Genomic DNA, 24,333 nt, shown 5'->3' on the forward strand with positions numbered 1-24,333 from the left:
ATTTTAAATTAGTAAGTCAATACGAAGTATTTTTTCTTACCGCGACGGATAACAGTAAGTTCGTTATCGATTTTATCGTCATCAGAAAGTGTGTAGTCCAAATCTTGAACACGTTCACCGTTGATGTAGATAGCACCATTTTGAACGTCTTCACGTGCTTGACGTTTTGATGGTGAGATTTTAGCAGCAACAAGCATTTCAACGATGTTGCGGTTATCACCATCTGAAACAGCGTAGTTAGGAACGTTGTTAAGACCTTGTTTTAATTCTTTTGCTGAAAGGCTCTTGATGTTTCCAGCGAAAAGTTGTTCAGTGATTTTAAGAGCTTCTTTGTAAGCTTCTTCACCGTGAACAAGTGTGACAACTTCACGTGCTAGGACTTTTTGTGCCAAACGTTCGTGACGTGCAGCGTTAAATTCTTTTTCGATTTCAGCGATTTCATCTAGTGAAAGGAATGTGAAGATTTTCAAGAAGCGAACAGCATCGTCGTCCATAACGTTGAGCCAGAATTGGTACATTTCGTATGGAGATGTTTTGTCAGCATCAAGCCAAACAGCATTTCCTTCAGATTTACCGAATTTTTTACCTGTAGCGTCAGTGATAAGTGGCACTGTCATCACGTGGCCAGTTTTATCAGCTTTACGACGAAGAAGTTCTGTACCAGCAGTCATATTACCCCATTGGTCAGAACCACCAATTTGCAAAGTAACGTTGTATTTATCGTTTAATTCGTAGAAGTCGTAACCTTGCATGATTTGGTAGGCAAACTCAGTGTATGAGATACCTGTTTCAATACGTTTTTTAACTGATTCTTTACTCATCATTGCATTGACAGTAAAGTATTTACCGACATCACGTAGGAAGTCGATGAAGCTAATGTTACCAAACCAGTCATAGTTGTTAACCATAACGGCTTTGTTGTCGCCATTTTCGAAATCAAGGAAACGTGACAATTGATTTTGAATTTTAACAACCCATCCATCGACAGTTTCTTTTGTTTGAAGACTGCGTTCAGCGTCTTTAAATGATGGGTCGCCGATAAGTCCTGTAGCTCCTCCAACAAGAGCATATGGTTTATGTCCTGCCATTTGAAGGCGACGTGATGTTAGAATGGCAACCAAGTGACCAAGGTGAAGACTATCAGCTGTAGGATCATAACCAGTATAATAGGATACTTGCCCTTCTGTTAATGCTTTGACAAGGGCTTCTTCATCAGTTGTTTGAAAAACTAAGCCACGTTCTTTGAGTTCTTCGAATATGTTCACGAGCTTTCTCCTTACTTAAAATTTTGAGGGTGAAATTTGTGTCTTCTAGCTGGGCTAGATTTTCCCTCAATGATATTGTAGTTTACAGGCTATTATATCAAAAAGCGGTGCCTCTATGCAAGCTTTATCAAAGTTTGGTATAATATTATCGAGGTATTAGAATGAGTAAGAGAAATAAAAATAAGAAAAAAGCAGATCGTCAGAAGCTTGGCTTACTAGATTTTGGATCAGTCTTTTTGAGGACAGTTAAGTTATTAACCGACTTTTTTTATATTATTGTCATCTTGTTTGGCATGTTGGGAGTCGGTCTAGCTTTTGGTTATCTTGCTAGTCAGATAGATGCAGTTAAAATCCCTGATAAGGAGAGCTTGGTCAGTCAGGTGACATCTTTGACGCGCGTGTCACAGATGTCTTATTCTGATGGCAGTTCGATTGCTGCCATTGATACGGACTTGCTACGTACACCAGTTGCTAGCGAAGCTATTTCAGAAAATATCAAACATGCCATTGTAGCAACTGAGGATGAAAATTTTGAAGGGCATGATGGTGTGGTTCCTAAGGCTGTTTTTCGTGCGACTTTAGGATCTGTTCTTGGGCTAGGTGAAACTAGCGGTGGGTCAACTTTGACGCAACAGTTAATCAAGCAACAGGTTTTAGGAGATGATCCAACCTTTAAGCGTAAATCACGTGAGATTATTTATGCTTTGGCATTAGAACGTTATTTGAATAAAGATGAGATTTTGACCGATTACCTGAATGTGTCACCTTTTGGACGTAACAATAAGGGTGAAAATATTGCTGGGATTGAAGAGGCAGCTCAAGGAATCTTTGGGGTGTCTGCAAGTGATTTGACGATTCCGCAAGCAGCATTTTTAGCAGGTTTGCCTCAAAGTCCGATTGTATATTCTCCGTATACAGCAGCTGGTCAGCTAAAAGATGCGGAAAATATGGCTTATGGTCTTTCTCGTCAACAAGATGTTCTTTACAACATGTACCGCGCAGGCTATTTGACAAAAGATGAGTACAATGAGTATAAGTCATACGATGTTAGTCAAGACTTTATTCAACCAGCATCTGCAACGACAAGTTCTCACGATTTCCTTTACTATTCTGTCTTAGAAGAAGCACAAGATATCATGTATGATTACTTGATTGAGAAAAATGGTGTTTCTGAACAAGAATTGAAAAACGATACAACGAAAGAATCTTACCGCAAATTAGCTTCAGAAACTTTGCAACAAGGTGGCTACACGGTCAAGACAACAATTGATAAGAATGTCTACAATGCCATGCAAAATGCTGTAGCGCAGCATGGTGGCACACTGGATCAAGGAAGTTCTCAACAAGTCGATGTCGGGAATGTCTTGATGGATAATTCTACTGGTGCGATTTTAGGATTTATTGGTGGCAGGGATTATTCAACCAACCAAAATAACCACGCTTTTGATACTGCGCGCTCACCAGGTTCAAGTATCAAACCGATTATCGCTTACGGTATTGCCATTGATCAAGGGCTTCTTGGCAGTGCAAGTATTCTTTCTAATTACCCAACGAATTTCTCAAGTGGTCAACCAATCATGCACGGTAACGACGTCGGAACTGGCATGATTAACCTTCAAGAAGCACTTAATGTTTCATGGAATATTCCAGCCTATTGGACTTATCAAATGTTGCTCAATCATAATGTTGATATTGAGTCTTACATGAAGAAAATGAATTATAGCGTTGACAACTACGCGATTGAAAGTCTGCCTTTAGGTGGTGGTATTGAAACAACCGTTCTTCAACAAGTAAATGCTTATCAAATGATTTCAAACGGTGGTGTTTACATGAAAGGATACTTGGTTGATAGCATTACTGATAATAAAGGTAATGTCATTTACCAACACAAGGCAAATCCAGTTCGTGTCTTCTCAGAAGCAACAGCTAGTATTTTGAACCAGTTATTGAAAGATGTTGTTAAAGGTGGCGCAACTACTGAGTTCTACAAAGATTTACAAGCTTTGAATGGTCAAGCAGCGCAAGCAGATTGGTCAGGAAAAACAGGTACAACCGACAATTATACGGATGTTTGGTTGATGCTTTCAACACCAAAAGTAACTTTAGGTGGTTGGGCAGGTAATGATGATAATACTTCTCTAGACTCAATGGCTGGTTACAAATACAACGCTCAGTATATGGCTGATTTGGTTAATAGCATTTATAATGCTAATGCGAATACATTTGGAACAGACAAATACAACTTGTCTTCAAATGTGATTAAGTCAACGGTTCTAAAAGCAACTGGTTTGCAGCTTGGTACGGTAACGGTAAATGGTCGCTCGCTTAATGTTAGCGGCGAGACAACAACAAGTTATTGGGCTAAGACTGGCGCTGGTAATATGACCTATAAATTTGCTATCGGTGGAACAGATAGTGACTACACGAAAGCATGGGATGCATTGCTTCATAATCCGGCGATTAAAACCAACAGCAGTAACTAAAAATACTTGCAAAAATTGAAAAAATAAGGTATAATGTTAATAACTATTTGTCGTCTGCTTTAGTTGAAATATTGTCCAACTAAGGTTTGCAGCAGTTAAATCACACTTTTTATGGTCAGATTTAGCTGCTCTTTTTGTGCCTAATTTTAGAAAAAATGCGGTTTGTAACCTATATTTAAAGTTTCTAAAAATTCACATCAACGACACACTTGGCGGGGTGTTTTAAGCATCCTAACTATAAAGGTCAAAATGAAAAAGTAATGATTGTTCTCGTCGTATGAAGAGAATTGTGGTTATGATGGAGTTTATAGACCTCTGTATTTTAATGAAGGAGTAAAAAACTTGGCAGGACATGAAGTTCAGTACGGGAAACACCGTACACGTCGTAGCTTTTCAAGAATCAAGGAAGTTCTTGATTTACCTAACTTGATTGAAATTCAAACGGATTCTTTTAAAGACTTCTTGGATAACGGATTAAGAGAAGTTTTTGAAGATGTACTTCCAATTACAAACTTTACGGATACTATGGAACTTGAATTTGTTGGTTACGAATTGAAAGAGCCTAAGTATACGCTTGAAGAAGCTCGTATCCACGATGCATCTTACTCAGCACCTATTTTTGTAACCTTCCGTTTGATTAACAAAGAAACAGGAGAAATCAAAACTCAAGAAGTTTTCTTCGGTGATTTCCCAATTATGACTGAAATGGGTACATTCATCATCAACGGTGGTGAACGTATTATCGTTTCTCAGTTGGTTCGTTCTCCTGGTGTTTATTTCAACGATAAAGTTGATAAAAACGGTAAAGTTGGTTACGGTTCAACTGTAATCCCTAACCGTGGAGCATGGCTTGAATTAGAAACAGATTCAAAAGACATTGCTTACACACGTATCGACCGTACACGTAAAATTCCATTTACAACACTTGTACGTGCTCTTGGTTTCTCAGGTGATGATGAAATCATGGATATCTTTGGTGACAGCGAACTTGTTCGTAACACTATCGAAAAAGATATTCACAAAAACCCAGCAGATTCACGTACTGACGAAGCACTTAAAGAAATTTACGAACGTCTTCGTCCAGGTGAACCAAAAACAGCTGATAGCTCACGTAGCTTGCTTGTAGCTCGTTTCTTTGACCCACGTCGTTATGACTTGGCAGCTGTTGGTCGTTACAAAATCAACAAAAAACTTAACATCAAGACTCGTCTCTTGAACCAAACAATTGCTGAAAACTTGGTTGATGCTGAAACAGGTGAAATCCTTGTTGAAGCTGGTACAGTAATGACACGTGACGTTATCGATTCAATTGCTGATCAATTGGATGGTGACCTTAACAAATTTGTTTACACACCAAACGATTACGCTGTTGTCACTGAACCTGTTGTTCTTCAAAAATTCAAAGTTGTATCACCGGTTGATCCAGACCGCGTTGTTACAATCGTTGGTAATGCAAATCCTGATGATAAAGCACGTGCGCTTACACCAGCTGATATCTTGGCTGAAATGTCATACTTCCTTAACCTTGCTGAAGGTCTAGGTAAAGTTGATGATATCGACCACTTGGGTAACCGTCGTATCCGTGCCGTTGGTGAATTGCTTGCTAACCAATTCCGTATTGGTCTTGCTCGTATGGAACGTAACGTTCGCGAACGTATGTCAGTACAAGATAACGAAGTGTTGACACCACAACAAATCATCAACATCCGTCCTGTAACTGCAGCCGTTAAAGAATTCTTCGGTTCTTCTCAATTGTCACAGTTCATGGACCAACACAACCCACTTTCTGAGTTGTCTCACAAACGTCGTTTGTCAGCCTTAGGACCTGGTGGTTTGACTCGTGACCGTGCTGGTTATGAAGTTCGTGACGTGCACTACACTCACTATGGTCGTATGTGTCCGATTGAAACTCCTGAAGGACCTAACATCGGTTTGATCAATAACTTGTCTACATACGGACACCTTAACAAATATGGTTTCATCCAAACACCATATCGTAAAGTTGACCGCGCTACAGGTGTGGTTACAAACGAAATCGTTTGGTTGACTGCCGATGAAGAAGATGAATACACAGTAGCACAGGCTAACTCAAAACTTAACGAAGATGGAACATTTGCTGAAGACATCGTTATGGGTCGTCACCAAGGTAATAACCAAGAGTTCCCATCAAACATCGTTGACTTCGTTGATGTTTCACCTAAACAAGTAGTTGCCGTTGCGACAGCATGTATTCCTTTCCTTGAAAACGATGACTCTAACCGTGCCCTCATGGGTGCCAACATGCAACGTCAAGCGGTGCCATTGATCGATCCACACGCACCATATGTTGGTACTGGTATGGAATATCAAGCAGCCCACGATTCAGGTGCTGCCGTCATCGCTAAACACGATGGACGAGTTGTCTTCTCTGACGCTGAAAAAGTTGAAGTTCGTCGTGAAGATGGTTCACTTGATGTTTACCACATCACTAAATTCCGTCGTTCTAACTCAGGTACAGCTTATAACCAACACACACTTGTTAAAGTTGGCGATATCGTTGAAAAAGGTGACTTCATCGCTGATGGTCCTTCAATGGAAAAAGGTGAAATGGCCCTTGGTCAAAACCCAATCGTCGCTTACATGACTTGGGATGGTTATAACTATGAAGATGCCATCATCTTGAGTGAACGTCTTGTTAAAGAAGATGTTTACACATCAGTTCACTTGGAAGAATTTGAATCAGAAACACGCGATACTAAGTTAGGCCCTGAAGAAATCACTCGCGAAATTCCAAACGTTGGTGAAGAAGCTCTTAAAGACCTTGACGAAATGGGTATCATCCGTATTGGTGCTGAAGTTAAAGAAGGTGACATCCTTGTAGGTAAAGTAACACCTAAAGGTGAAAAAGACCTTTCTGCTGAAGAACGTCTTCTTCACGCAATCTTCGGTGATAAATCTCGTGAAGTTCGTGATACATCACTTCGTGTACCACACGGTGGAGATGGTGTCGTTCGTGACGTTAAAATCTTTACACGTGCAAACGGTGATGAATTGCAATCAGGTGTTAACATGCTCGTTCGTGTTTACATCGCACAAAAACGTAAAATCAAAGTCGGAGATAAAATGGCCGGTCGTCACGGTAACAAAGGGGTTGTTTCTCGTGTTGTTCCAGTTGAAGACATGCCTTACCTTCCAGACGGAACTCCAGTCGATATCATGTTGAACCCACTTGGGGTGCCATCTCGTATGAACATCGGACAAGTTATGGAACTTCACCTTGGTATGGCTGCTCGTAACCTTGGTATCCACATTGCAACACCGGTCTTCGACGGGGCAACTTCAGAAGATCTTTGGGATACTGTTAACGAAGCTGGTATGGCTAGCGACGCTAAGACAGTTCTTTACGATGGACGTACTGGTGAACCATTTGATAACCGTGTGTCAGTTGGTGTCATGTACATGATCAAACTTCACCACATGGTTGATGATAAACTTCACGCACGTTCAGTTGGTCCTTACTCACTCGTTACACAACAACCTCTTGGTGGTAAAGCACAATTTGGTGGACAACGTTTCGGTGAAATGGAAGTTTGGGCTTTGGAAGCTTACGGTGCATCAAACGTCCTTCAAGAAATCTTGACTTACAAGTCAGATGATGTGACAGGTCGTCTTAAAGCTTATGAAGCCATCACTAAAGGTAAACCAATTCCAAAACCAGGTGTGCCAGAATCATTCCGAGTACTTGTTAAAGAATTGCAATCACTTGGTCTTGACATGCGCGTGCTTGACGAAGATGACAACGAAGTTGAACTTCGTGACCTTGATGAAGGTGAAGATGACGACGTAATGCACGTTGATGATCTTGAAAAAGCTCGTCAAAAACAAGAAACAGAAGAAGCTGAAAAAGCTGAAGTTTCTGCAGAAGAAAAATAATAATAGGAAAGAACAATTTGGGCATAAGAGTTGCAAGTAAATTTTGCTTCTCTTAGTCGGATTGTTTGAATAAGTCCTATAACGATAAATGATGTCTTACAGTCAATGATTTGTAAGTCATGACAGTTAGAAAGTAGCTCAGCTATTTTCAAAAGTACAATAAAGAAAGGTAAAACTAGTGGTTGACGTAAATCGTTTTAAAAGTATGCAAATCACATTAGCCTCACCAAGTAAGGTCCGTTCATGGTCTTATGGTGAAGTTAAAAAACCTGAAACAATCAACTATCGTACGCTCAAACCAGAACGTGAAGGTCTTTTTGATGAAGTTATCTTCGGACCTACAAAAGACTGGGAATGTGCTTGTGGTAAATATAAACGTATTCGTTATAAAGGAATTGTTTGTGACCGCTGTGGTGTTGAAGTAACACGTGCTAAAGTTCGTCGTGAACGTATGGGTCACATCGAATTGAAAGCTCCAGTATCACACATTTGGTACTTCAAAGGTATTCCATCACGTATGGGACTTACTTTGGACATGAGCCCACGTGCACTTGAAGAAGTTATCTACTTCGCTGCTTACGTGGTTATCGATCCAAAAGATACTCCGCTTGAACCAAAATCACTTTTGACAGAACGCGAATACCGTGAAAAAATCCAAGAATATGGACAAGGTTCATTCGTAGCGAAAATGGGTGCGGAAGCTATCCAAGATCTTCTTAAACGCGTTGATTTGAAATCTGAAATCGCTGAACTTAAAGAAGAATTGAAAACAGCAACTGGTCAAAAACGTATCAAAGCTGTTCGTCGTTTGGATGTTCTTGATGCCTTCTACAAATCTGGTAACAAACCAGAATGGATGGTACTTAACATCTTGCCAGTTATTCCACCAGATCTTCGTCCAATGGTTCAATTGGATGGTGGACGTTTCGCTGCATCTGACTTGAACGACCTTTACCGTCGTGTTATCAACCGTAACAACCGTTTGGCTCGTTTGCTTGAATTGAATGCCCCTGGTATTATCGTGCAAAACGAAAAACGTATGTTGCAAGAAGCTGTTGATGCTCTTATCGATAACGGTCGTCGTGGTCGTCCAATCACAGGTCCTGGTAGCCGTCCTCTTAAATCTTTGAGCCACATGCTTAAAGGTAAACAAGGTCGTTTCCGTCAAAACTTGCTTGGTAAACGTGTTGACTTCTCTGGGCGTTCAGTTATCGCCGTAGGTCCAACACTTAAAATGTATCAATGTGGTGTGCCACGTGAAATGGCTATCGAATTGTTCAAACCATTCGTAATGCGCGAAATCGTTGCACGTGACTACGCTGGTAACGTTAAAGCTGCTAAACGCATGGTTGAACGTGGAGATGAACGTATTTGGGATATTCTTGAAGATGTTATTAAAGAACACCCAGTACTTCTTAACCGCGCACCGACTCTTCACCGTTTGGGTATCCAAGCCTTTGAACCAGTCCTTATCGATGGTAAAGCACTTCGTCTTCACCCACTTGTTTGTGAAGCCTACAATGCCGACTTCGATGGTGACCAAATGGCCATCCACGTACCACTTTCTGAAGAAGCTCAAGCAGAAGCACGTCTTCTTATGCTTGCCGCAGAACACATCCTTAACCCTAAAGATGGTAAACCAGTCGTAACTCCATCTCAAGATATGGTTCTTGGTAACTACTACCTAACTATGGAAGAACCAGGTCGTGAAGGTGAAGGAATGGTCTTCAAAGACCGTGATGAAGCAGTTATGGCATACCGCAATGGTTATGTTCACTTGCACACACGTGTTGGTATTACAGTTGATAGCATGCCAAACAAACCATGGACTGATGAACAAAAACACAAAATCATGGTTACAACTGTTGGTAAGATCCTCTTTAATGACATCATGCCTGATGATCTACCTTACCTTCAAGAACCAAATAATGCTAACTTGACTGAAAAAACTCCAGATAAATACTTCTTGGCACCTGGTCAAGATATCCACACTGTTATCGACAGCTTGGACATCAACGTTCCATTCAAGAAGAAAAATCTTGGTAACATCATTGCGGAAATCTTTAAACGTTTCCGTACAACAGAAACATCAGCCTTCCTTGACCGCTTGAAAGACCTTGGTTACTACCATTCAACTCTTGCTGGTTTGACAGTGGGTATCGCTGATATCCCGGTTATCGATAACAAACAAGAAATTATCGATGCAGCCCACAGCAAAGTTGAACAAATTAACAAAGCCTTCCGTCGTGGTTTGATGACTGATGATGACCGTTATGTTGCTGTTACAACAACATGGCGTGAAGCTAAAGAAGAACTTGAACAACGTCTGATCGAAACACAAGATCCTAAGAACCCAATCGTTATGATGATGGACTCAGGAGCTCGTGGTAACATCTCTAACTTCTCACAACTTGCCGGTATGCGTGGTTTGATGGCTGCTCCGAACGGACGTATCATGGAATTGCCTATCTTGTCTAACTTCCGTGAAGGTTTGTCTGTCTTGGAAATGTTCTTCTCAACTCACGGTGCTCGTAAAGGTATGACCGATACAGCCCTTAAGACTGCCGACTCTGGTTACCTTACTCGTCGTTTGGTTGATGTTGCCCAAGACGTTATCATTCGTGAAGACGATTGTGGAACTGACCGTGGTCTTGTTATCAGTGCTATTACTGACGGTAAAGAAGTTACAGAAACTCTTGAAGAACGTCTTGTTGGTCGTTATACTAAGAAATCTGTTAAACACCCTGAAACTGGCGAAGTTATCGTTGGTGCTGATGTCTTGATTACTGAAGATATGGCAGCTGAAATCGTTAAAGCTGGTGTAGAAGAAGTAACAATCCGTTCAGTATTTACATGTAACACTCGTCATGGTGTCTGCCGTCACTGTTATGGTGTCAACCTTGCTACAGGTGATGCTGTTGAAGTTGGTGAAGCAGTTGGTACAATTGCCGCTCAATCTATCGGTGAACCTGGTACACAGCTTACAATGCGTACCTTCCACACGGGTGGTGTTGCGTCAAATACCGATATCACACAAGGTCTTCCTCGTATCCAAGAAATCTTTGAAGCTCGTAACCCTAAAGGGGAAGCAGTTATCACTGAAGTTAAAGGTACTGTTGTTGACATCGAAGAAGATGCTTCTACACGTACTAAGAAAGTTTACGTTCAAGGTAAGACTGGTATGGGTGAATACGTGGTACCATTCACAGCTCGTATGAAAGTAGCTGTTGGTGATGAAGTACACCGTGGTGCACCACTTACTGAAGGTTCTATCCAACCTAAACGTCTCCTTGAAGTTCGTGATACATTATCAGTTGAAACTTACCTTCTTGCCGAAGTACAAAAAGTATACCGTAGCCAAGGGGTAGAAATCGGTGATAAACACGTCGAAGTAATGGTTCGTCAAATGCTTCGTAAAGTTCGTATCATGGATCCAGGTGATACAGATCTTCTTCCAGGTACACTTATGGATATCGCAGACTTCACAGATGCTAACAAAGATGTTGTTATCTCTGGTGGTATTCCTGCAACTGCACGTCCAGTACTTATGGGTATTACTAAAGCTTCGCTTGAAACTAACTCATTCTTGTCAGCTGCATCATTCCAAGAAACAACTCGTGTTCTTACAGATGCTGCTATCCGTGGTAAAAAAGATCACCTTCTTGGTCTTAAAGAAAATGTTATCATCGGTAAAATCATTCCAGCTGGTACAGGTATGGCACGTTACCGTAACCTTGAACCACAAGCTGTTAATGAACTTGAAACAAGTGAAGAAGCTGAAACAGTTGAAGCATCTGCATCAACAGACGCTGAATAATCTGATTTCACATTTGAGTTTAATAAATGAAAAGGCCTAGGACTTGTCCTGGGCTTTTTTGCTGAGAAAATGAGATTAAATTAGATGATAATGATTATAAATAAGCAAATATATTTTAAATTAGCTTTAATTCTTATATAATAAAGACCATAAGGAAGTGAAAAAATGTATCAAGTAATCAAAATGTTTGGGGACTGGGAACCCTGGTGGTTTTTGGATGATTGGCAGGATGATATCATCGAAGAACAAACTTTTGAATACTTTGAAGAAGCTGTGTCATTTTACAAATCAGAATGGCAATCGTTAAGAATGAATCTGCCGAGCTGTAAGTGTCATGACAATTTTCAAGCTGCTTTTTGGGATAAGGCTGAGAAGCGTTGGTGTGAGAATTGCGGTGATTATTTGCAACAATATCATTCACTTTTGATTCTAAAAGATGGGCAAGAATTAGCCAAAGAGCAGTTTGCTTATCATTTTAATATTAGAAATGATGAACCAAGCCCCAGACCTCAAAAATGCAAATTTAAACCTTAATCATGGAAAATTCCATGATTTTTTTATTTTTTAAAAATTTTTTTCGAATATAAAGATAAGGAGGTTAAAATGATTCAGGAAAAAGCAAAGCAGCTGATTAAGGATGCTGTTGAAAAGAATGCGCAAGATATTTACATTGTTCCTAAGAAGGAGCACTATGAAATTTATCAACGTGTTGGTGATGAACGTCAGTTTATTCAGGAGCTTGCTAGTGATGAGATGACAAGTGTGATTAGTCACTTTAAATTTGTAGCTGGGATGAATGTTGGTGAGAAACGTCGTAGTCAGCTAGGGTCTTGTGATTATGAATTTGCTGAGGGTGAAGTGATTTCACTGCGTTTATCTACTGTTGGTGATTATCGCGGGCGTGAGAGCCTGGTCATCAGACTTCTTTATTCAGGTCGTCATGATTTGCAATATTGGTTCGATGGGATGAAGAATATTTTAGAGGCGATTGATAGTCGAGGACTTTACCTTTTTTCCGGGCCGGTAGGGAGTGGAAAGACTACTCTCATGTATCAATTGGTTCGTGAAAAGTTCCCTGATAAGCAGGTCATTACGATAGAAGACCCTGTTGAGATTAAGCAGGATAATATGTTGCAGCTGCAGCTTAATGATGAGATTGGCATGACTTATGATAATCTTATCAAGCTCTCGCTTCGTCATAGACCTGATATTTTGATTATTGGTGAGATTCGTGATAGTGAGACAGCGCGTGCGGTTATTAGAGCTAGTCTAACAGGTGTGCTCGTCTTTTCAACCATTCATGCTAAGAGTATCCCGGGTGTCTATGCAAGATTATTAGAATTGGGAGTTAGTAAGCAGGAACTTGAAAATAGTTTGCGAGCTATTGTTTATCAACGATTAATTGGCGGTGGAGGTGTTGTGGATTTTGCCAAAGGAGATTTTGAACAGTATCCCCCAACAAGGTGGAATGAGCAAATTGAAAGCCTTGCTAGGGACGGACATATTAGCCTTGAGGAAGCAAAAATCGAAAAAATTGCCCTTTAAAAAACAGCAGAAGGTGATTCAATTATTTAACAATCTCTTTAACAGTGGCTTTAATTTAACAGAAATTGTTTCTTTTTTGAGACGAAGTCAATTGTTGGCAGAAGTTTATGTGGATAGTATGCAAGAATCTTTGCTAAGCGGGGCAAGTTTGGCAGATATGATGGCTAAATTAGGCTTTTCAGATACAATTGTCACTCAGATTGCTTTGGCAGATGTTCATGGAAATTGTCAGCAGAGTTTGTTAAAAATTGATGGCTACTTGGCCAGTATGTCAGTTGTTCGAAAGAAATTGATTGAAGTGGCGACTTATCCTTTGATTTTGCTCAGCTTTTTAATTCTGATTATGCTGGGCTTGAAAAATTATTTGCTACCGCAGTTGGAAAATCAAAATTTTGCGACTCAGATTATCAGCCATTTTCCTATGATTTTTTTAGGTGGCTTTGCTCTTTTAGCTTTAGGAATTCTGCTTGGGGTTCTGTATGCCAAGCGCTTATCGCCAATTTATCTGTATAGTCAGTTGAGTCGTTTGCCAATCTTTGGGCGGTACGTGCGTCTTTATTTGACCGCCTATTATGCGCGTGAGTGGGGAAATCTTATCGGGCAAGGTATTGAGCTTATGGAGATTGTAGAGCTCATGCAGCGGCAAAAATCACGCCTTTTTCAAGAAATTGGAAAGGATATGCAAGAAGCTTTGCTTGCAGGGCAATCTTTTCACCAAAAGGTTTTAGATTATCCTTTTTTCTTGCGTGAGCTTAGTTTGATGATTGAGTATGGTGAAGTCAAATCAAAATTAGGTCGTGAGTTAGATATTTATGCCGAAGAGACTTGGCAGAATTTCTTTAGTCAATTGACACAGGCAACGCAGCTGATTCAGCCTTTGGTCTTTGTCTTTGTTGCTTTAATCATCGTTTTAATTTATGTGGCAATGCTTTTGCCAATGTATCAAAATATGGGAGGAAATTTTTAATGAAAAAAATTTGGAAAAAACTACGTAAAAAGTCTGTGGAAGCTTTCACACTTGTGGAGATGTTGATTGTTTTGCTAATCATTGGTGTCTTAATGCTGTTATTTGTGCCAAATTTGAGTAAGCAAAAGGATGTTGTGCATGAAAAAGGAGATGCTGCTGTTGTCAAAGTTGTCGAAAGTCAGATGGACCTTTATGAGGTGAAGACAGGTGATAAGGCAAGTGTTGATGATTTAGTAGACATTGGCTACATTACGAAAGAGCAAGCCAAAACCTATAATGAAGCTAAAAAATAAAACTCTTCGCGCCTTTACCCTCATCGAAAGTTTGCTGACCTTAGCAATTTCTTGTTTCATGGTCATCATGCTATCAGGTTCGGTCAATCATATTTTTCAATCGGTCGATGAAACTCTGTTCTTTCTTTCCTTTGAAAATCTTTATCGTGACACACAAAAATTAGCCAGTGTTAAGCAGGAAAGTCAAACTTTGCAGATATCGCAAGATGCTATCTCAAATGGGGTCACTAGTGTTAGGATTCCTAAAACTGTATCGGTTGCTCAAAACTATCAACTTGTTTTTGATAAAGCTGGGGGAAATTCGTCTCTTACTAAGATACAGTTTCATACAGAAAATCAAGCCATTAATTATCAATTGTACATAGGAAGTGGTAACTATAAAAAAACAGAAACTAAAAGCTTACATACTCCTTGAGGGGTTAGTAGCACTAGCCTTATTAGCAACGATAACCAGTCTGGTCTTAGGAGAAATGGACCATAGTCGCACTCAAATGCAAGAGAGTTTGCATCAGCAAGAGGTACTTAATGTAGCGACCATGGCCGCTCAAACAGGACAAGACCATTTGGCTATTAATGGGGTTGAGGTGCGTATGGTTAAGCATGATAATGAGATTTCCATTTATGATGGGCAAAACGAGGTGCTACATGTCACGAAAAATTAGGTTAAGAGCTTTTACCCTTTTAGAGAGCTTAGTGGCTTTGCTGGTTATCTCAGGTTCCATATTGGTTTATCAAGGATTGACTCAAAGTATTTCAAGTAATGTCCATTATTTATCGGCGAATCAAGAGGAAAAATGGTTGCTCTTTTCTCAGCAGCTGCGTTCTGAGCTTGCGGGTTGTCAGTTGGATAAAGTTGCTGACAACAAACTCTATGTTAGTAAAGGTAATCAGCAACTGGCTTATGGTTTGTCTAAGGCTGATGATTTTCGAAAAACAAATGCTTCAGGTCAGGGGTATCAGCCCATGCTCTTTGGAGTGACGTCATCAAGCATTAGTCAGGATGGCAATAAGGTGATGATTAAATTGCAATTAGGCAGTGATATGGAGAGATGTTTTGTTTACACTTTTGAGACGACAAGTTAAAGCGGGAATTTTATTATATGCTTTGCTGATGGCGGCTATCTTTGCCCTGCTTTTGCAATTTTATTTGGGGCGCGTGGTTGCAAGTGAGCGTCAGCATCAAGCTCAGATAAAATCAGCCCAAGCTTACCTGATGGCAGAAATGAGTAAAGACTTGGCTGATGAGGAATCAGGACAATGCCAATTTGATAAAGGAACAGTAAGTTATCACTACAAAGACAAACTCTTAGTAGAGACCGTTACGTTAGATAGCAAAGAGGAGTTTCAATACACGTTTTACCTTCCTAAGAAAGAAAAACAAGCACTTGAAAAAGAAAGTCACTAGTGCTTTCTTTTCATTTTCAAGGTTTTTTGATATGATTAGTCTTGGAGGGGAAAATGAATTTTGAAAAAATCGAAACAGCTTATGGGCTGATTCTAGAAAATATACAGTTAATCGAAAATGAGTTGAAAACACACATTTACGATGCTCTTATTGAACAAAACTCTTTTTATCTTGGTGCTGAAGGTGCCAATGAGACAGTAGCTGCAAATAATGAAAAACTACGCCAACTTGATTTAACTAAAGAAGAATGGCGTCGTGCTTTTCAGTTTATTTTCATTAAAGCTGCTCAAACAGAAGCACTTCAGGCAAACCACCAATTTACACCTGATGCTATTGGCTTTATCTTAATGTTCCTTATTGAGAATTTGACAGCCTCAAAAGAACTTGATGTTTTAGAAATCGGTAGCGGAACAGGTAACCTTGCACAAACCTTGCTCAATAATTCATCTAAAGACTTGAATTACCTTGGAATTGAAGTTGATGATTTGTTGATTGACTTGTCAGCAAGTATTGCCGAAGTGATGGATTCTAAAGCTCAGTTCATTCAAGAGGATGCTGTGCGCCCACAGATTCTTAAGGAAAGTGACGTCATCATCAGTGACCTTCCAGTCGGCTTCTATCCAAATGATGAAATTGCAAAACGCTATAAAGTAGCAAGTAGTGATGAACACACTTATGCGCATCATTTGTTGATGGAACAATCTCTCAAATATCTCAAAAAAGATGGTATTGCTGTCTTTTTAGCACCGGTTAGTCTTTTGACAAGTAAACAAAGTGATTTGTTAAAGGCATGGTTGAAGGATTACGCTGATGTTATTGCGGTGATTACTTTACCAGAATCTATTTTCGGCAATGCGGCCAATGCTAAGTCAATTTTTGTCTTGAAGAAACAGGCTGAACATACTCCAGAGACATTTGTTTATCCGCTTGCTGACTTGCAAAGTCGCGAAGCTTTAACAGATTTTATTGAGAAATTTAAAAAATGGAATGTTGAAAATATGATTTTTTAAAATAGTTGTGCTAAAATAGAGATATATTATGAAAGCGCTTTAGAGGTAAATTTATGGCGAAAACTATTTCTATTAATGCAGGAAGTTCAAGTCTCAAATGGCAACTGTACAAGATGCCTGAGGAAGAAGTTATTGCAAAAGGTTTAATCGAACGTATCGGCCTTGCAAACAGTGTTTCTACAGTGAAATTTAATGGTCAGAAGTATTCGGAAACGAAAGATATTCCAGACCATACAGCTGCTGTAAAAATCCTTCTTGATGACTTGATTTCGATGGACATTATTGCTAGTTATGATGAAATAACTGGTGTTGGTCACCGCGTGGTGGCTGGGGGTGATTATTTCAAAGAATCGGCCCTGGTAACCGATAAGGTGATTCAACAGGTTGAAGAATTGTCAATGCTAGCACCGCTTCATAATCCTGGAGCAGCTCTTGGGATTAAAGCGTTTAAGGAAATATTGCCTGATATTACGAGCGTTGTTGTTTTTGATACTGCCTTTCATATGACAATGCCTGAAGTAGCTTACCGTTATCCTATTGCTAATCGTTATTACACTGATTATAAGATTCGTAAATATGGAGCACACGGTACAAGTCATCAGTACGTTGCCCAAGAGGCAGCTAAGGTTTTAGGCAAACCTTTAGAAGACTTGAAATTGATTACTTGTCATATTGGTAATGGAGTCTCTATTACAGCCATTAAAGGTGGTAAATCTGTTGATACTTCAATGGGATTAACTCCACTTGGTGGTACAATGATGGGAACACGTTCAGGAAGTATTGATCCAGGTGTCATTACTTATCTTCTAGAATGTGAGCCAGCGATGGCTGATCCTAAAAAAATTCGTACCATCTTGAATCGTGATTCAGGTTTACTCGGTATTTCGGAAAAATCAAGTGACATGCGTGATATTCTAGCAGGAAAAGCAGAAGGTGATGAAAAATGCCAACTTGCTTACGATATGTATGTTGATCGCTTGAGAAAATATATTGGACAATACTTCGCCGTTTTAAACGGTGCCGATGCTATTGTCTTCACCGCTGGTATCGGTGAAAATTCTAGTGATGTTCGTGCGGATGTCATTTCTGGAATGACTTGGTTTGGTGTCGATGTTGACCCAGCTAAGAATGTTTCAGGTGCTTATGGTGTGATTTCAACAGATCAAGCTCGCGTGAAAGCAGTTGTTATTCCAACGGATGAAGAACTCGTAATTGCGCGTGATGTTGAACGTTTCAAACACCTTACTAATTAAGTTATCAAAATATTATGATAAGACCAGAAAAGCTGACCTACGGGTCAGCTTTTTTGATGTTTTTATAAAAATGTAAAATAAGCTTGACACAAAATGTAAAGTGTACTATACTTTAAATGTAAAGTTAACTTTACTAATGATAAGTCGTTGGAGGGATAAATGGAAACAAGAATTCAAGAACTCCGAAAAGCAAATAAAGTTAGCCAAGCTGAGCTTGCTGAGGCACTTGGAGTTACAAGACAAACCATTATTTCCTTAGAAAAAGGACGCTACAATGCTTCTTTAGAATTAGCGCATAAAATTGCCAAATATTTTGGCATGACAATTGAGGAAATCTTTATTTTTGATGAAGCGTAAAGGGGAGATGTAGAAATGGAAAAGATTAGAGCTATAGTTGATAGGCAAGAAAGTAGAAAAGAAACTGGAATGTTCTTGTTGTTTTTAGGAGAAAGTTTATTTGTTTTTAGCTACTTCATGAAGATGAGCGATTTTCTTTGTGGGATGGGGCTTGGTATGAGTATGATATTAAATTTACTTGCAGTGATTTTTCTATCAGCAAAGGGAGAGGAGTAAATGATGTTATTAAAAGCTGTTGCTAGCTGGAACCGTAAGAAGAGTTTGGAAGAGTATCGCCGATATTTACTAAGACTTTCATACTTTATCTTAGCTTTAGCTGGCCTTAGTTTGGTGTTAGCTAGTTTGATAAGAGACAATGACTTTGCATCAGGATTAATGCTTGGTGGTGGCAGTGCTGGTCTTATTTTTGCTATTTACTATTGGCTGCTTTCTCGTCAGCCAAAACGTTTAAAAGCTGCTTACATTGCTCTTTATGATGAACGTAATCAGTATATTTTGCGAGTGACTGCTGTATCAACTTTGATTTTTATGTTTCTTGTAAATGTGATGTTGATTGCTTTGTATGCCTTCCTGGGCATTCCCTTTTCTTATGTTATTTTATTGATGATTTGGTTGTATTGTTTGCTTTTAGGATTTTTAGGTTTACGAATTATTTTTTCAAAGATTTTATAATGGGGGGAGATTCTTATGAAAAAATTGGTATCATTTTTTAAATATTTGGGGCTAGCAGTAGGTGTGATTTTCTTGGAACAATTGCCTATTGTTTTTCTAAGAAAAAATCAGCCTTTTTGGCAAACTTTTATGTTGATCCTAGCTTTTTTAGTGGTGACTTTAGTAACGGTTTTGATTGCTAAGCGTTTAGGCTTTTTAAATCATGCTAGTCAGTTGTTGACGGGAGATGCTTGGAAGAGTATTTTTATGGGATTTTTGGTCATGGTTCCTGTGAGAATGCTTGGAGGCATTACTTTAGTTTTGGAGCATGGTACAAAGGCAAATACGCTGAATCAATCAGTTATTGAAAATCTTGGCATGTCACCAGCTTTGCTTTTTGTGATGACAGTTGTAGCAGCTCCGATTGTTGAAGAATTTGTTTTTCGTGGATTGATTGTCAAACAAGCCTTCCAATTTTCGAAACTTGGTGTTTTTGTTAGCAGTTTTCTTTTTGGGGCACTTCATATGCCGACAGATTTGGGAAGTTGGATTCTTTACGGTGGTATGGGATTAGTGCTGGCGATGATTTATCGAAAAACACAAAAACTAGAGTTTTCTATTGCTGTTCATGCTCTGAATAATTTTCTAGGTGTTCTAAGTATGATTTTATAAAAAAAGCGACTGAATTCAGTCGCTTTTTAGTGTATTACAAGGCTTTTGCTTTTGCAATTGTCGCATCAATACTTGAAACAACGCTTGCGGTTAAGCCAGTTTTTTCAAGGTCTAGAAGGCCTGCAATGGTTGTTCCACCAGGACTTGAAATTTTATCAATCAAATCGTGTGGACTGTCAGAGCCTTGAAGAAGATTTTCAGCACTAGCAAGGACTGTTTGTGTCACGATGTCTAGTGATTTTTCCTTTGGAATACCGTATTTAACGCCAGCTTTGGCAAGTGCCTCGATAAAGAGGTAAATGTAAGCTGGGCTTGATCCAGCAAGGGCTGTAAAGGTATCAAAATCTTTTTCAGGGATATCAAAGGTTGAACCAAAACTGTCAGTGATTTCTTTGGCAGTTGCTAGAAGTTCAGCAGAGACTTTGTCATTTGTACAAATAGCAGTCGTACTTTTCAAGATTTGTGCATTGAGGTTCGGCATAATACGGATTAGTGGAAGATTTGGATCAGTTAATTTGCCAAGACGTTCAAGAGTGACACCAGCTGCCATTGAAAGAATGGGTTGATGGAAGTGAAGTCCAGCAAGGACTGGTTCAAACATTTGGGGTTTGATACCAAGGACAACCAAATCAGATTGGTCGATAAGTTCTTGATGTGAAAGAGCTGCTTCAACTTCAAGTTGCTCTGCAATTTCGCGTGAGCGAGGAAGTGAAGAACCTGAAATGATGATATCGTGTGATGTTGCATTAAGTCCATTGATGATGGCAGTTGCCATTTTTCCGACTCCGATAAATCCGATTTTCATAGTAAGACAAAGGGGAAAGTACAAGAGAAATGTTTAATGACCTGAGTCCCCTAGCTCCTTTCTAGTATTTTTTGATGAGGTCAACAGTTGAGCGGTCTAATTTTTTAACGATAGCTTGAATGAAGGCTTGGGCTTGCAAGAAATCATCCATAGCATAAAGGCTTTGATGTGAGTGAATGTAACGTGCACAAACACCGATAGTTGTTGATGGGATACCACCGTTTTTGAGGTGAGCGGCACCAGCGTCTGTACCACCTTTGGCAGCATAGTATTGGTATTTGATACCAGCTTCTTCTGCAGTTGTGAGCAAGAAGTCACGCATATCTTTCAACATCACGTGTCCTGGATCGTAGAAACGGAAAAGTGTTCCGTCGCCAATTTTACCTTGGTTGCCGTAAATGTCCCCAGCTGGTGAGCAGTCAACAGCAAAGAAGAGTTCTGGTTGGAATTTTGTAGCAGAAACATGCGCTCCGCGAAGACCAACTTCTTCTTGAACGTTAGCACCAGCGATAAGGGTGTTATCAAGTTTTTGATCTTTAAGGCTTTCAAGCAATTCTGTCACCATAAGCACACCAAAGCGATTGTCCCAAGCTTTTGAGATAACATTTTTTTGGTTGGCTGTAAGAATAGTTTCAGATTTTGGCACGATAATATCGCCAGGAAGGACACCGAATGCTTCGGCTTCAGCTTTGTCTGTAAATCCTGCATCAAAAATGATGTCATCGATTTTTGGAAGAGAAGCAGAGCCATTTGCCCCGCGAAGGAAATGTGGTGGGACTGAGCCAGAAACAACTGGAATGGCAGAACCATCACGTGTGTAAAGAGTGAAACGTTGTGAGCTTAGAACTAGTGGATTCCAGCCACCGATACCAACAGCACGCAATGTACCGTCAGCTTTGATATCGCTGACCATGAAACCAACTTCATCCATGTGAGCAGCCACCATGATGCGAGGGGCGTTTTCAGCGTCAGAGTGTTTGATACCGAAAATACCACCAAGTCCATCAGTTTGCACGTCATCAACAAGTGGTGTGATTTTTGAGCGAAGATAGTCACGAACGCTGTGTTCGTATCCAGCGATACTGTCAAGTTCAGTGACTTCTTTTATTTTTGAAAATAAATCTGACATAAAAACCTCGATTCTATGGTTTCTATTTTACCACGTTTTCTGACAATTTTTAGATTGAAATAACATTAAATATTTGGACCTTGGTATTATGTGCTGAAATATGCTAAAATAAAGCGTATGAGAAACAAAAAGAGAAGCTTACTGCCAAGTCTTGGTTTAGTGGGAGTCGGCGGTGTCATCGCTTTGGGAGCAATCTTAAAAAAGAAACGCGAAGAAAAGCGACAAGAACAGATTAAAAATGCCATTCGTGATTATTTTAGTCAATTTGGCAGCATTTCGGTGCTTTATTTGAATGCTTATGAATCTGATGAGGAAAAGACGACTGGGGGTCTCGTTTTAGAGGACGGCCGCGCTTTCCAATTTATTTACCAAAATGGTGAGATTAGCTACGAGGAGGAGAAAAATGATTAGTCCAAAATCCTATGAGGAAATGGCTACCTACCTAGAAAATGATGGCAAAGTAGTTTTCTTTTTTACGGCAAATTGGTGCCCAGACTGCCAATTTATTTATCCAGTAATGCCAGAAATTGAAGCGGAAAACCCAGAGTTTACCTTTGTTCGTGTTGACCGTGATGATTTCATGGAAGTTGCTCAACGTTGGAATATCTTTGGCATTCCAAGTTTTGTGGTAACAGAAAATGGGAAAGAAATTGGCCGTTTAGTTAATAAATTACGCAAAACCAAAGCAGAAATTAACAGCTTCTTAGCTGGATTGAAATAGGAGAGAAAATGATTTTTACGTACAACAAAGAACACGTCGGTGATGTCCTTATGGTGATTGTCAAAGATAGTAAAGGTGCTAAACTTGACTACGAACGTAAAGGTAACGTATCACGTGTTTTCCTTGAAAAAAATGGTGAAACAGTCGCTTGGAATATTTTTGAAGTATCAAGCTTAGTTGAAATTGACGGTGTTGGTCAAGTGACTTTGTCTGATGAAGATGTTGCTAAACTTAATGCTGAATTGACAAAAGAAGGCTTTAGCGAACAATTGGAAAATGACCCTTCACCAAAATTTGTTGTTGGTCAAATCAAAGAAATGGTTGCTCACCCAGATAGTGACCACTTGAACATTTGCCAAGTGCAAATCTCAGATAACAAAACTGTTCAAATCGTTGCAGGTGCGCCAAATGCTGCGGTTGGTTTGAAAACAATCGTTGCTCTTCCAGGAGCTATGATGCCAAACGGAAGCCTTATCTTCCCAGGTGCCCTTCGTGGTGAAAAGAGCTTTGGTATGATGTGCTCACCTCGTGAATTAGCTCTTCCAAATGCTCCACAAAAACGTGGTATCATTGAACTTGATGACACAGCTGTTGTCGGTGAAGCCTTTAATCCAGAAAAACACTGGAAAGGATAACATAATAAAAAACGAGTTAGAATAATCTAGCTCGTTTTAGTTTTTTCGTAAAGTAAGGTGTTGTAGAAAAGCGATGTCTTTATAGGGCTTTTGATTAGCGACAGCTAATTCCATTTTTGTTAAACGTTCTAGCCAACCATCCTCAGTTTTGAATTCATTTGGCTGAAGGGCATAAAATGTGCGCAGACCTTGGTAATTTTCAAGAGTCAAGTTAGTTTTGTTGGTAAGCTCTTCAATACTGTAAGTTTCCCCATGTCCGAATGATGAACTATTGTAACTGTCTTTCCCATCTAAGAGATAAAGTGCATCTTCAATATTATTGTTAAAAATGACTTGATGTAAGACTTTTCCAGTAAGATTGTGCTTAATTAAGGAAAGTTCACCATGTGGTTTTAAGAGGCGTTCAAATTCATTAAGGTATTTTTGATGTTGAGATTTGTCGATGTATTCAAAGACATTGTGACAAACGATGATATCAAAAGATGAATCAGGCAATTCTTTTAAAGCATCTAGACTACCATTGATTTTAGTGAAGGTCTGTGTGCCATCTGCAAAAAGCATATCAGCATTTGGCTCAATCGCAGTAACGGTATTATTTTGTGATAAATATTCTGAGGTTGTTCCAAAACCAGCACCAAAATCAAGGATTTGTTTATCTTTGATGTGGTTGAGTTGTGCAAAAATCAAACGGTACATGATTTTTCCCCAAGGCTGATTCAGCATTTCTTTGTAGGCATTGATGTTGACTGTCATAAAATCTCCTAGCTTGTAAAATATATTTTATTTTAACAGAATATTTCGAAAAATTCTTTTTTAAAGTGGATTACCAAATTTTTTTCGAATAATAAGATAGGAGGTAATTGATGTACAATAAAGTTATTATGATTGGGCGTTTGACAGCGCAGCCTGAATTGGTGACAACGCCAACCGAAAAATCTGTTACACGTGTAACACTAGCCGTTAACCGTCGTTTTAAATCGCAAAATGGTGAGCGTGAAGCGGATTTTATTTCGCTTGTGGTTTGGGGGCGTTTAGCAGAAACGCTCGTTTCTTATGCTGGAAAAGGGAGTTTGATTTCTGTTGATGGAGAGCTTCGTACGCGTAAATACGAAAAAGATGGTCACACCAATTATGTGACAGAAGTGCTCTGCCATTCTTTCCAACTATTAGAAAGTCGTGCCCAACGTGCCATGCGAGAAAATAATGTGGCCAATGATTTGGCTGACCTTGTGCTGGAAGAGGAAGAATTACCCTTTTAATAGTGATGAAGTCCGTGTGTTTACTCGGACTTTTTTTGTCAGAATAATGAAAGGAATGTCAGATTTTCTGGATATTATCGTCTTGTTAACTTTTTTTACTGAAATAATGAAAAAACCTCTTGGAAAGCCCTTTCAAAAATGCTATACTGGAGAA

At 39.5% G+C, this 24,333-nt stretch carries 25 protein-coding genes; 21 read left to right on the forward strand and 4 right to left on the reverse strand.

The window, feature by feature from the left end:
• Positions 1 to 8: 8 nt before the first annotated feature.
• Positions 9 to 1,265 carry a tyrosine--tRNA ligase gene (tyrS, locus tag GPZ88_RS05030; protein WP_158914691.1) on the reverse strand — a complete coding sequence of 419 codons (1,257 nt, stop codon included), beginning with the start codon at positions 1,263 to 1,265 and terminating at the stop codon, positions 9 to 11.
• A gap of 161 nt (positions 1,266 to 1,426) precedes the next feature.
• Here tyrS and pbp1b point away from each other — a divergent pair, with 161 nt between their 5' ends.
• From pbp1b to GPZ88_RS05115, 17 genes are all read left to right on the forward strand, one after another.
• The gene (gene pbp1b / locus GPZ88_RS05035; RefSeq protein ID WP_166043597.1) at positions 1,427 to 3,748 is read left to right on the forward strand and encodes a penicillin-binding protein PBP1B; all 2,322 of its coding nucleotides are present in this window, start codon (positions 1,427 to 1,429) and stop codon (positions 3,746 to 3,748) included.
• 342 nt (positions 3,749 to 4,090) lie between these two features.
• A complete protein-coding gene (rpoB, locus tag GPZ88_RS05040; protein WP_039697354.1) occupies positions 4,091 to 7,660 on the forward strand; it encodes a DNA-directed RNA polymerase subunit beta in 3,570 nt (1,189 codons plus the stop codon).
• Between the two features lie 178 nt (positions 7,661 to 7,838).
• On the forward strand, positions 7,839 to 11,477 hold the full coding sequence (gene rpoC / locus GPZ88_RS05045; protein WP_166043599.1) for a DNA-directed RNA polymerase subunit beta': 3,639 nt from the start codon (positions 7,839 to 7,841) through the stop codon (positions 11,475 to 11,477).
• Between the two features lie 165 nt (positions 11,478 to 11,642).
• Entirely contained in the window at positions 11,643 to 12,011 is a 369-nt protein-coding gene (locus GPZ88_RS05050; RefSeq protein WP_166043601.1) for a DUF1033 family protein, read from the forward strand.
• Positions 12,012 to 12,080: 69 nt separating this feature from the next.
• Complete coding sequence (gene comGA, locus GPZ88_RS05055; protein WP_166043603.1) at positions 12,081 to 13,022, forward strand: competence type IV pilus ATPase ComGA; 942 nt, start codon at positions 12,081 to 12,083, stop codon at positions 13,020 to 13,022.
• Positions 12,946 to 13,989 carry a competence type IV pilus assembly protein ComGB gene (gene comGB, locus GPZ88_RS05060; RefSeq protein WP_206282135.1) on the forward strand — a complete coding sequence of 348 codons (1,044 nt, stop codon included), beginning with the start codon at positions 12,946 to 12,948 and terminating at the stop codon, positions 13,987 to 13,989. The genes comGA and comGB overlap by 77 nt, the downstream gene beginning before the upstream one ends.
• A complete protein-coding gene (comGC, locus tag GPZ88_RS05065; protein ID WP_074561132.1) occupies positions 13,989 to 14,282 on the forward strand; it encodes a competence type IV pilus major pilin ComGC in 294 nt (97 codons plus the stop codon). Before comGB ends, comGC begins: the two co-directional genes overlap by 1 nt.
• Positions 14,266 to 14,697, forward strand: a complete 432-nt coding sequence (gene comGD / locus GPZ88_RS05070) for a competence type IV pilus minor pilin ComGD (protein ID WP_157628644.1) — start codon at positions 14,266 to 14,268, stop codon at positions 14,695 to 14,697. Before comGC ends, comGD begins: the two co-directional genes overlap by 17 nt.
• Positions 14,651 to 14,944, forward strand: coding sequence for a competence type IV pilus minor pilin ComGE (comGE, locus tag GPZ88_RS05075; protein WP_166043607.1), 294 nt, complete (start codon positions 14,651 to 14,653; stop codon positions 14,942 to 14,944). Before comGD ends, comGE begins: the two co-directional genes overlap by 47 nt.
• The gene (gene comGF / locus GPZ88_RS05080) at positions 14,928 to 15,365 is read left to right on the forward strand and encodes a competence type IV pilus minor pilin ComGF (RefSeq protein WP_133018089.1); all 438 of its coding nucleotides are present in this window, start codon (positions 14,928 to 14,930) and stop codon (positions 15,363 to 15,365) included. Before comGE ends, comGF begins: the two co-directional genes overlap by 17 nt.
• Positions 15,337 to 15,687 (forward strand): competence type IV pilus minor pilin ComGG, encoded by a 351-nt coding sequence (gene comGG, locus GPZ88_RS05085; protein WP_133018088.1) that lies wholly within the window; start codon positions 15,337 to 15,339, stop codon positions 15,685 to 15,687. Before comGF ends, comGG begins: the two co-directional genes overlap by 29 nt.
• 53 nt (positions 15,688 to 15,740) lie before the next feature.
• A complete protein-coding gene (locus GPZ88_RS05090; protein WP_006531743.1) occupies positions 15,741 to 16,697 on the forward strand; it encodes a class I SAM-dependent methyltransferase in 957 nt (318 codons plus the stop codon).
• A 53-nt stretch (positions 16,698 to 16,750) separates the two neighbouring features.
• Positions 16,751 to 17,950 (forward strand): acetate kinase, encoded by a 1,200-nt coding sequence (locus GPZ88_RS05095; protein ID WP_166043609.1) that lies wholly within the window; start codon positions 16,751 to 16,753, stop codon positions 17,948 to 17,950.
• A gap of 159 nt (positions 17,951 to 18,109) precedes the next feature.
• Positions 18,110 to 18,307 carry a helix-turn-helix transcriptional regulator gene (locus tag GPZ88_RS05100; protein ID WP_074561137.1) on the forward strand — a complete coding sequence of 66 codons (198 nt, stop codon included), beginning with the start codon at positions 18,110 to 18,112 and terminating at the stop codon, positions 18,305 to 18,307.
• A gap of 15 nt (positions 18,308 to 18,322) precedes the next feature.
• Positions 18,323 to 18,523 carry a hypothetical protein gene (locus GPZ88_RS05105; protein WP_074965270.1) on the forward strand — a complete coding sequence of 67 codons (201 nt, stop codon included), beginning with the start codon at positions 18,323 to 18,325 and terminating at the stop codon, positions 18,521 to 18,523.
• Positions 18,524 to 18,979 carry an ABC transporter permease gene (locus GPZ88_RS05110; protein WP_240915112.1) on the forward strand — a complete coding sequence of 152 codons (456 nt, stop codon included), beginning with the start codon at positions 18,524 to 18,526 and terminating at the stop codon, positions 18,977 to 18,979.
• A 15-nt stretch (positions 18,980 to 18,994) separates the two neighbouring features.
• On the forward strand, positions 18,995 to 19,630 hold the full coding sequence (locus GPZ88_RS05115; protein WP_039697423.1) for a CPBP family intramembrane glutamic endopeptidase: 636 nt from the start codon (positions 18,995 to 18,997) through the stop codon (positions 19,628 to 19,630).
• A 34-nt stretch (positions 19,631 to 19,664) separates the two neighbouring features.
• Here GPZ88_RS05115 and proC read toward each other — a convergent pair whose 3' ends face one another.
• Together proC and pepA are read right to left on the reverse strand one after the other, a co-directional pair.
• Positions 19,665 to 20,435 (reverse strand): pyrroline-5-carboxylate reductase, encoded by a 771-nt coding sequence (proC, locus tag GPZ88_RS05120; protein ID WP_039697503.1) that lies wholly within the window; start codon positions 20,433 to 20,435, stop codon positions 19,665 to 19,667.
• A 61-nt stretch (positions 20,436 to 20,496) separates the two neighbouring features.
• The gene (gene pepA, locus GPZ88_RS05125) at positions 20,497 to 21,564 is read right to left on the reverse strand and encodes a glutamyl aminopeptidase (protein WP_166043611.1); all 1,068 of its coding nucleotides are present in this window, start codon (positions 21,562 to 21,564) and stop codon (positions 20,497 to 20,499) included.
• Between the two features lie 117 nt (positions 21,565 to 21,681).
• Here pepA and GPZ88_RS05130 point away from each other — a divergent pair, with 117 nt between their 5' ends.
• The 3 genes from GPZ88_RS05130 to ytpR are packed head-to-tail and all read left to right on the forward strand — an operon-like array spanning position 21,682 to position 22,920.
• The gene (locus GPZ88_RS05130; protein WP_039697425.1) at positions 21,682 to 21,975 is read left to right on the forward strand and encodes a DUF4651 domain-containing protein; all 294 of its coding nucleotides are present in this window, start codon (positions 21,682 to 21,684) and stop codon (positions 21,973 to 21,975) included.
• Positions 21,968 to 22,285 carry a thioredoxin family protein gene (locus GPZ88_RS05135; protein WP_039697426.1) on the forward strand — a complete coding sequence of 106 codons (318 nt, stop codon included), beginning with the start codon at positions 21,968 to 21,970 and terminating at the stop codon, positions 22,283 to 22,285. Before GPZ88_RS05130 ends, GPZ88_RS05135 begins: the two co-directional genes overlap by 8 nt.
• A gap of 8 nt (positions 22,286 to 22,293) precedes the next feature.
• Entirely contained in the window at positions 22,294 to 22,920 is a 627-nt protein-coding gene (gene ytpR / locus GPZ88_RS05140; protein WP_166043613.1) for a YtpR family tRNA-binding protein, read from the forward strand.
• 36 nt (positions 22,921 to 22,956) lie between these two features.
• Here ytpR and GPZ88_RS05145 read toward each other — a convergent pair whose 3' ends face one another.
• Positions 22,957 to 23,673 carry a class I SAM-dependent methyltransferase gene (locus GPZ88_RS05145; RefSeq protein ID WP_166043615.1) on the reverse strand — a complete coding sequence of 239 codons (717 nt, stop codon included), beginning with the start codon at positions 23,671 to 23,673 and terminating at the stop codon, positions 22,957 to 22,959.
• 110 nt (positions 23,674 to 23,783) lie between these two features.
• Between GPZ88_RS05145 and GPZ88_RS05150 the strand changes: the two genes are divergently transcribed.
• Complete coding sequence (locus GPZ88_RS05150) at positions 23,784 to 24,179, forward strand: single-stranded DNA-binding protein (RefSeq protein ID WP_039697429.1); 396 nt, start codon at positions 23,784 to 23,786, stop codon at positions 24,177 to 24,179.
• The last annotated feature ends 154 nt before the right edge of the window (positions 24,180 to 24,333 follow it).

It is taken from the genome of Streptococcus ruminicola, assembly GCF_011387195.1.
Classification (GTDB): domain Bacteria; phylum Bacillota; class Bacilli; order Lactobacillales; family Streptococcaceae; genus Streptococcus; species Streptococcus ruminicola.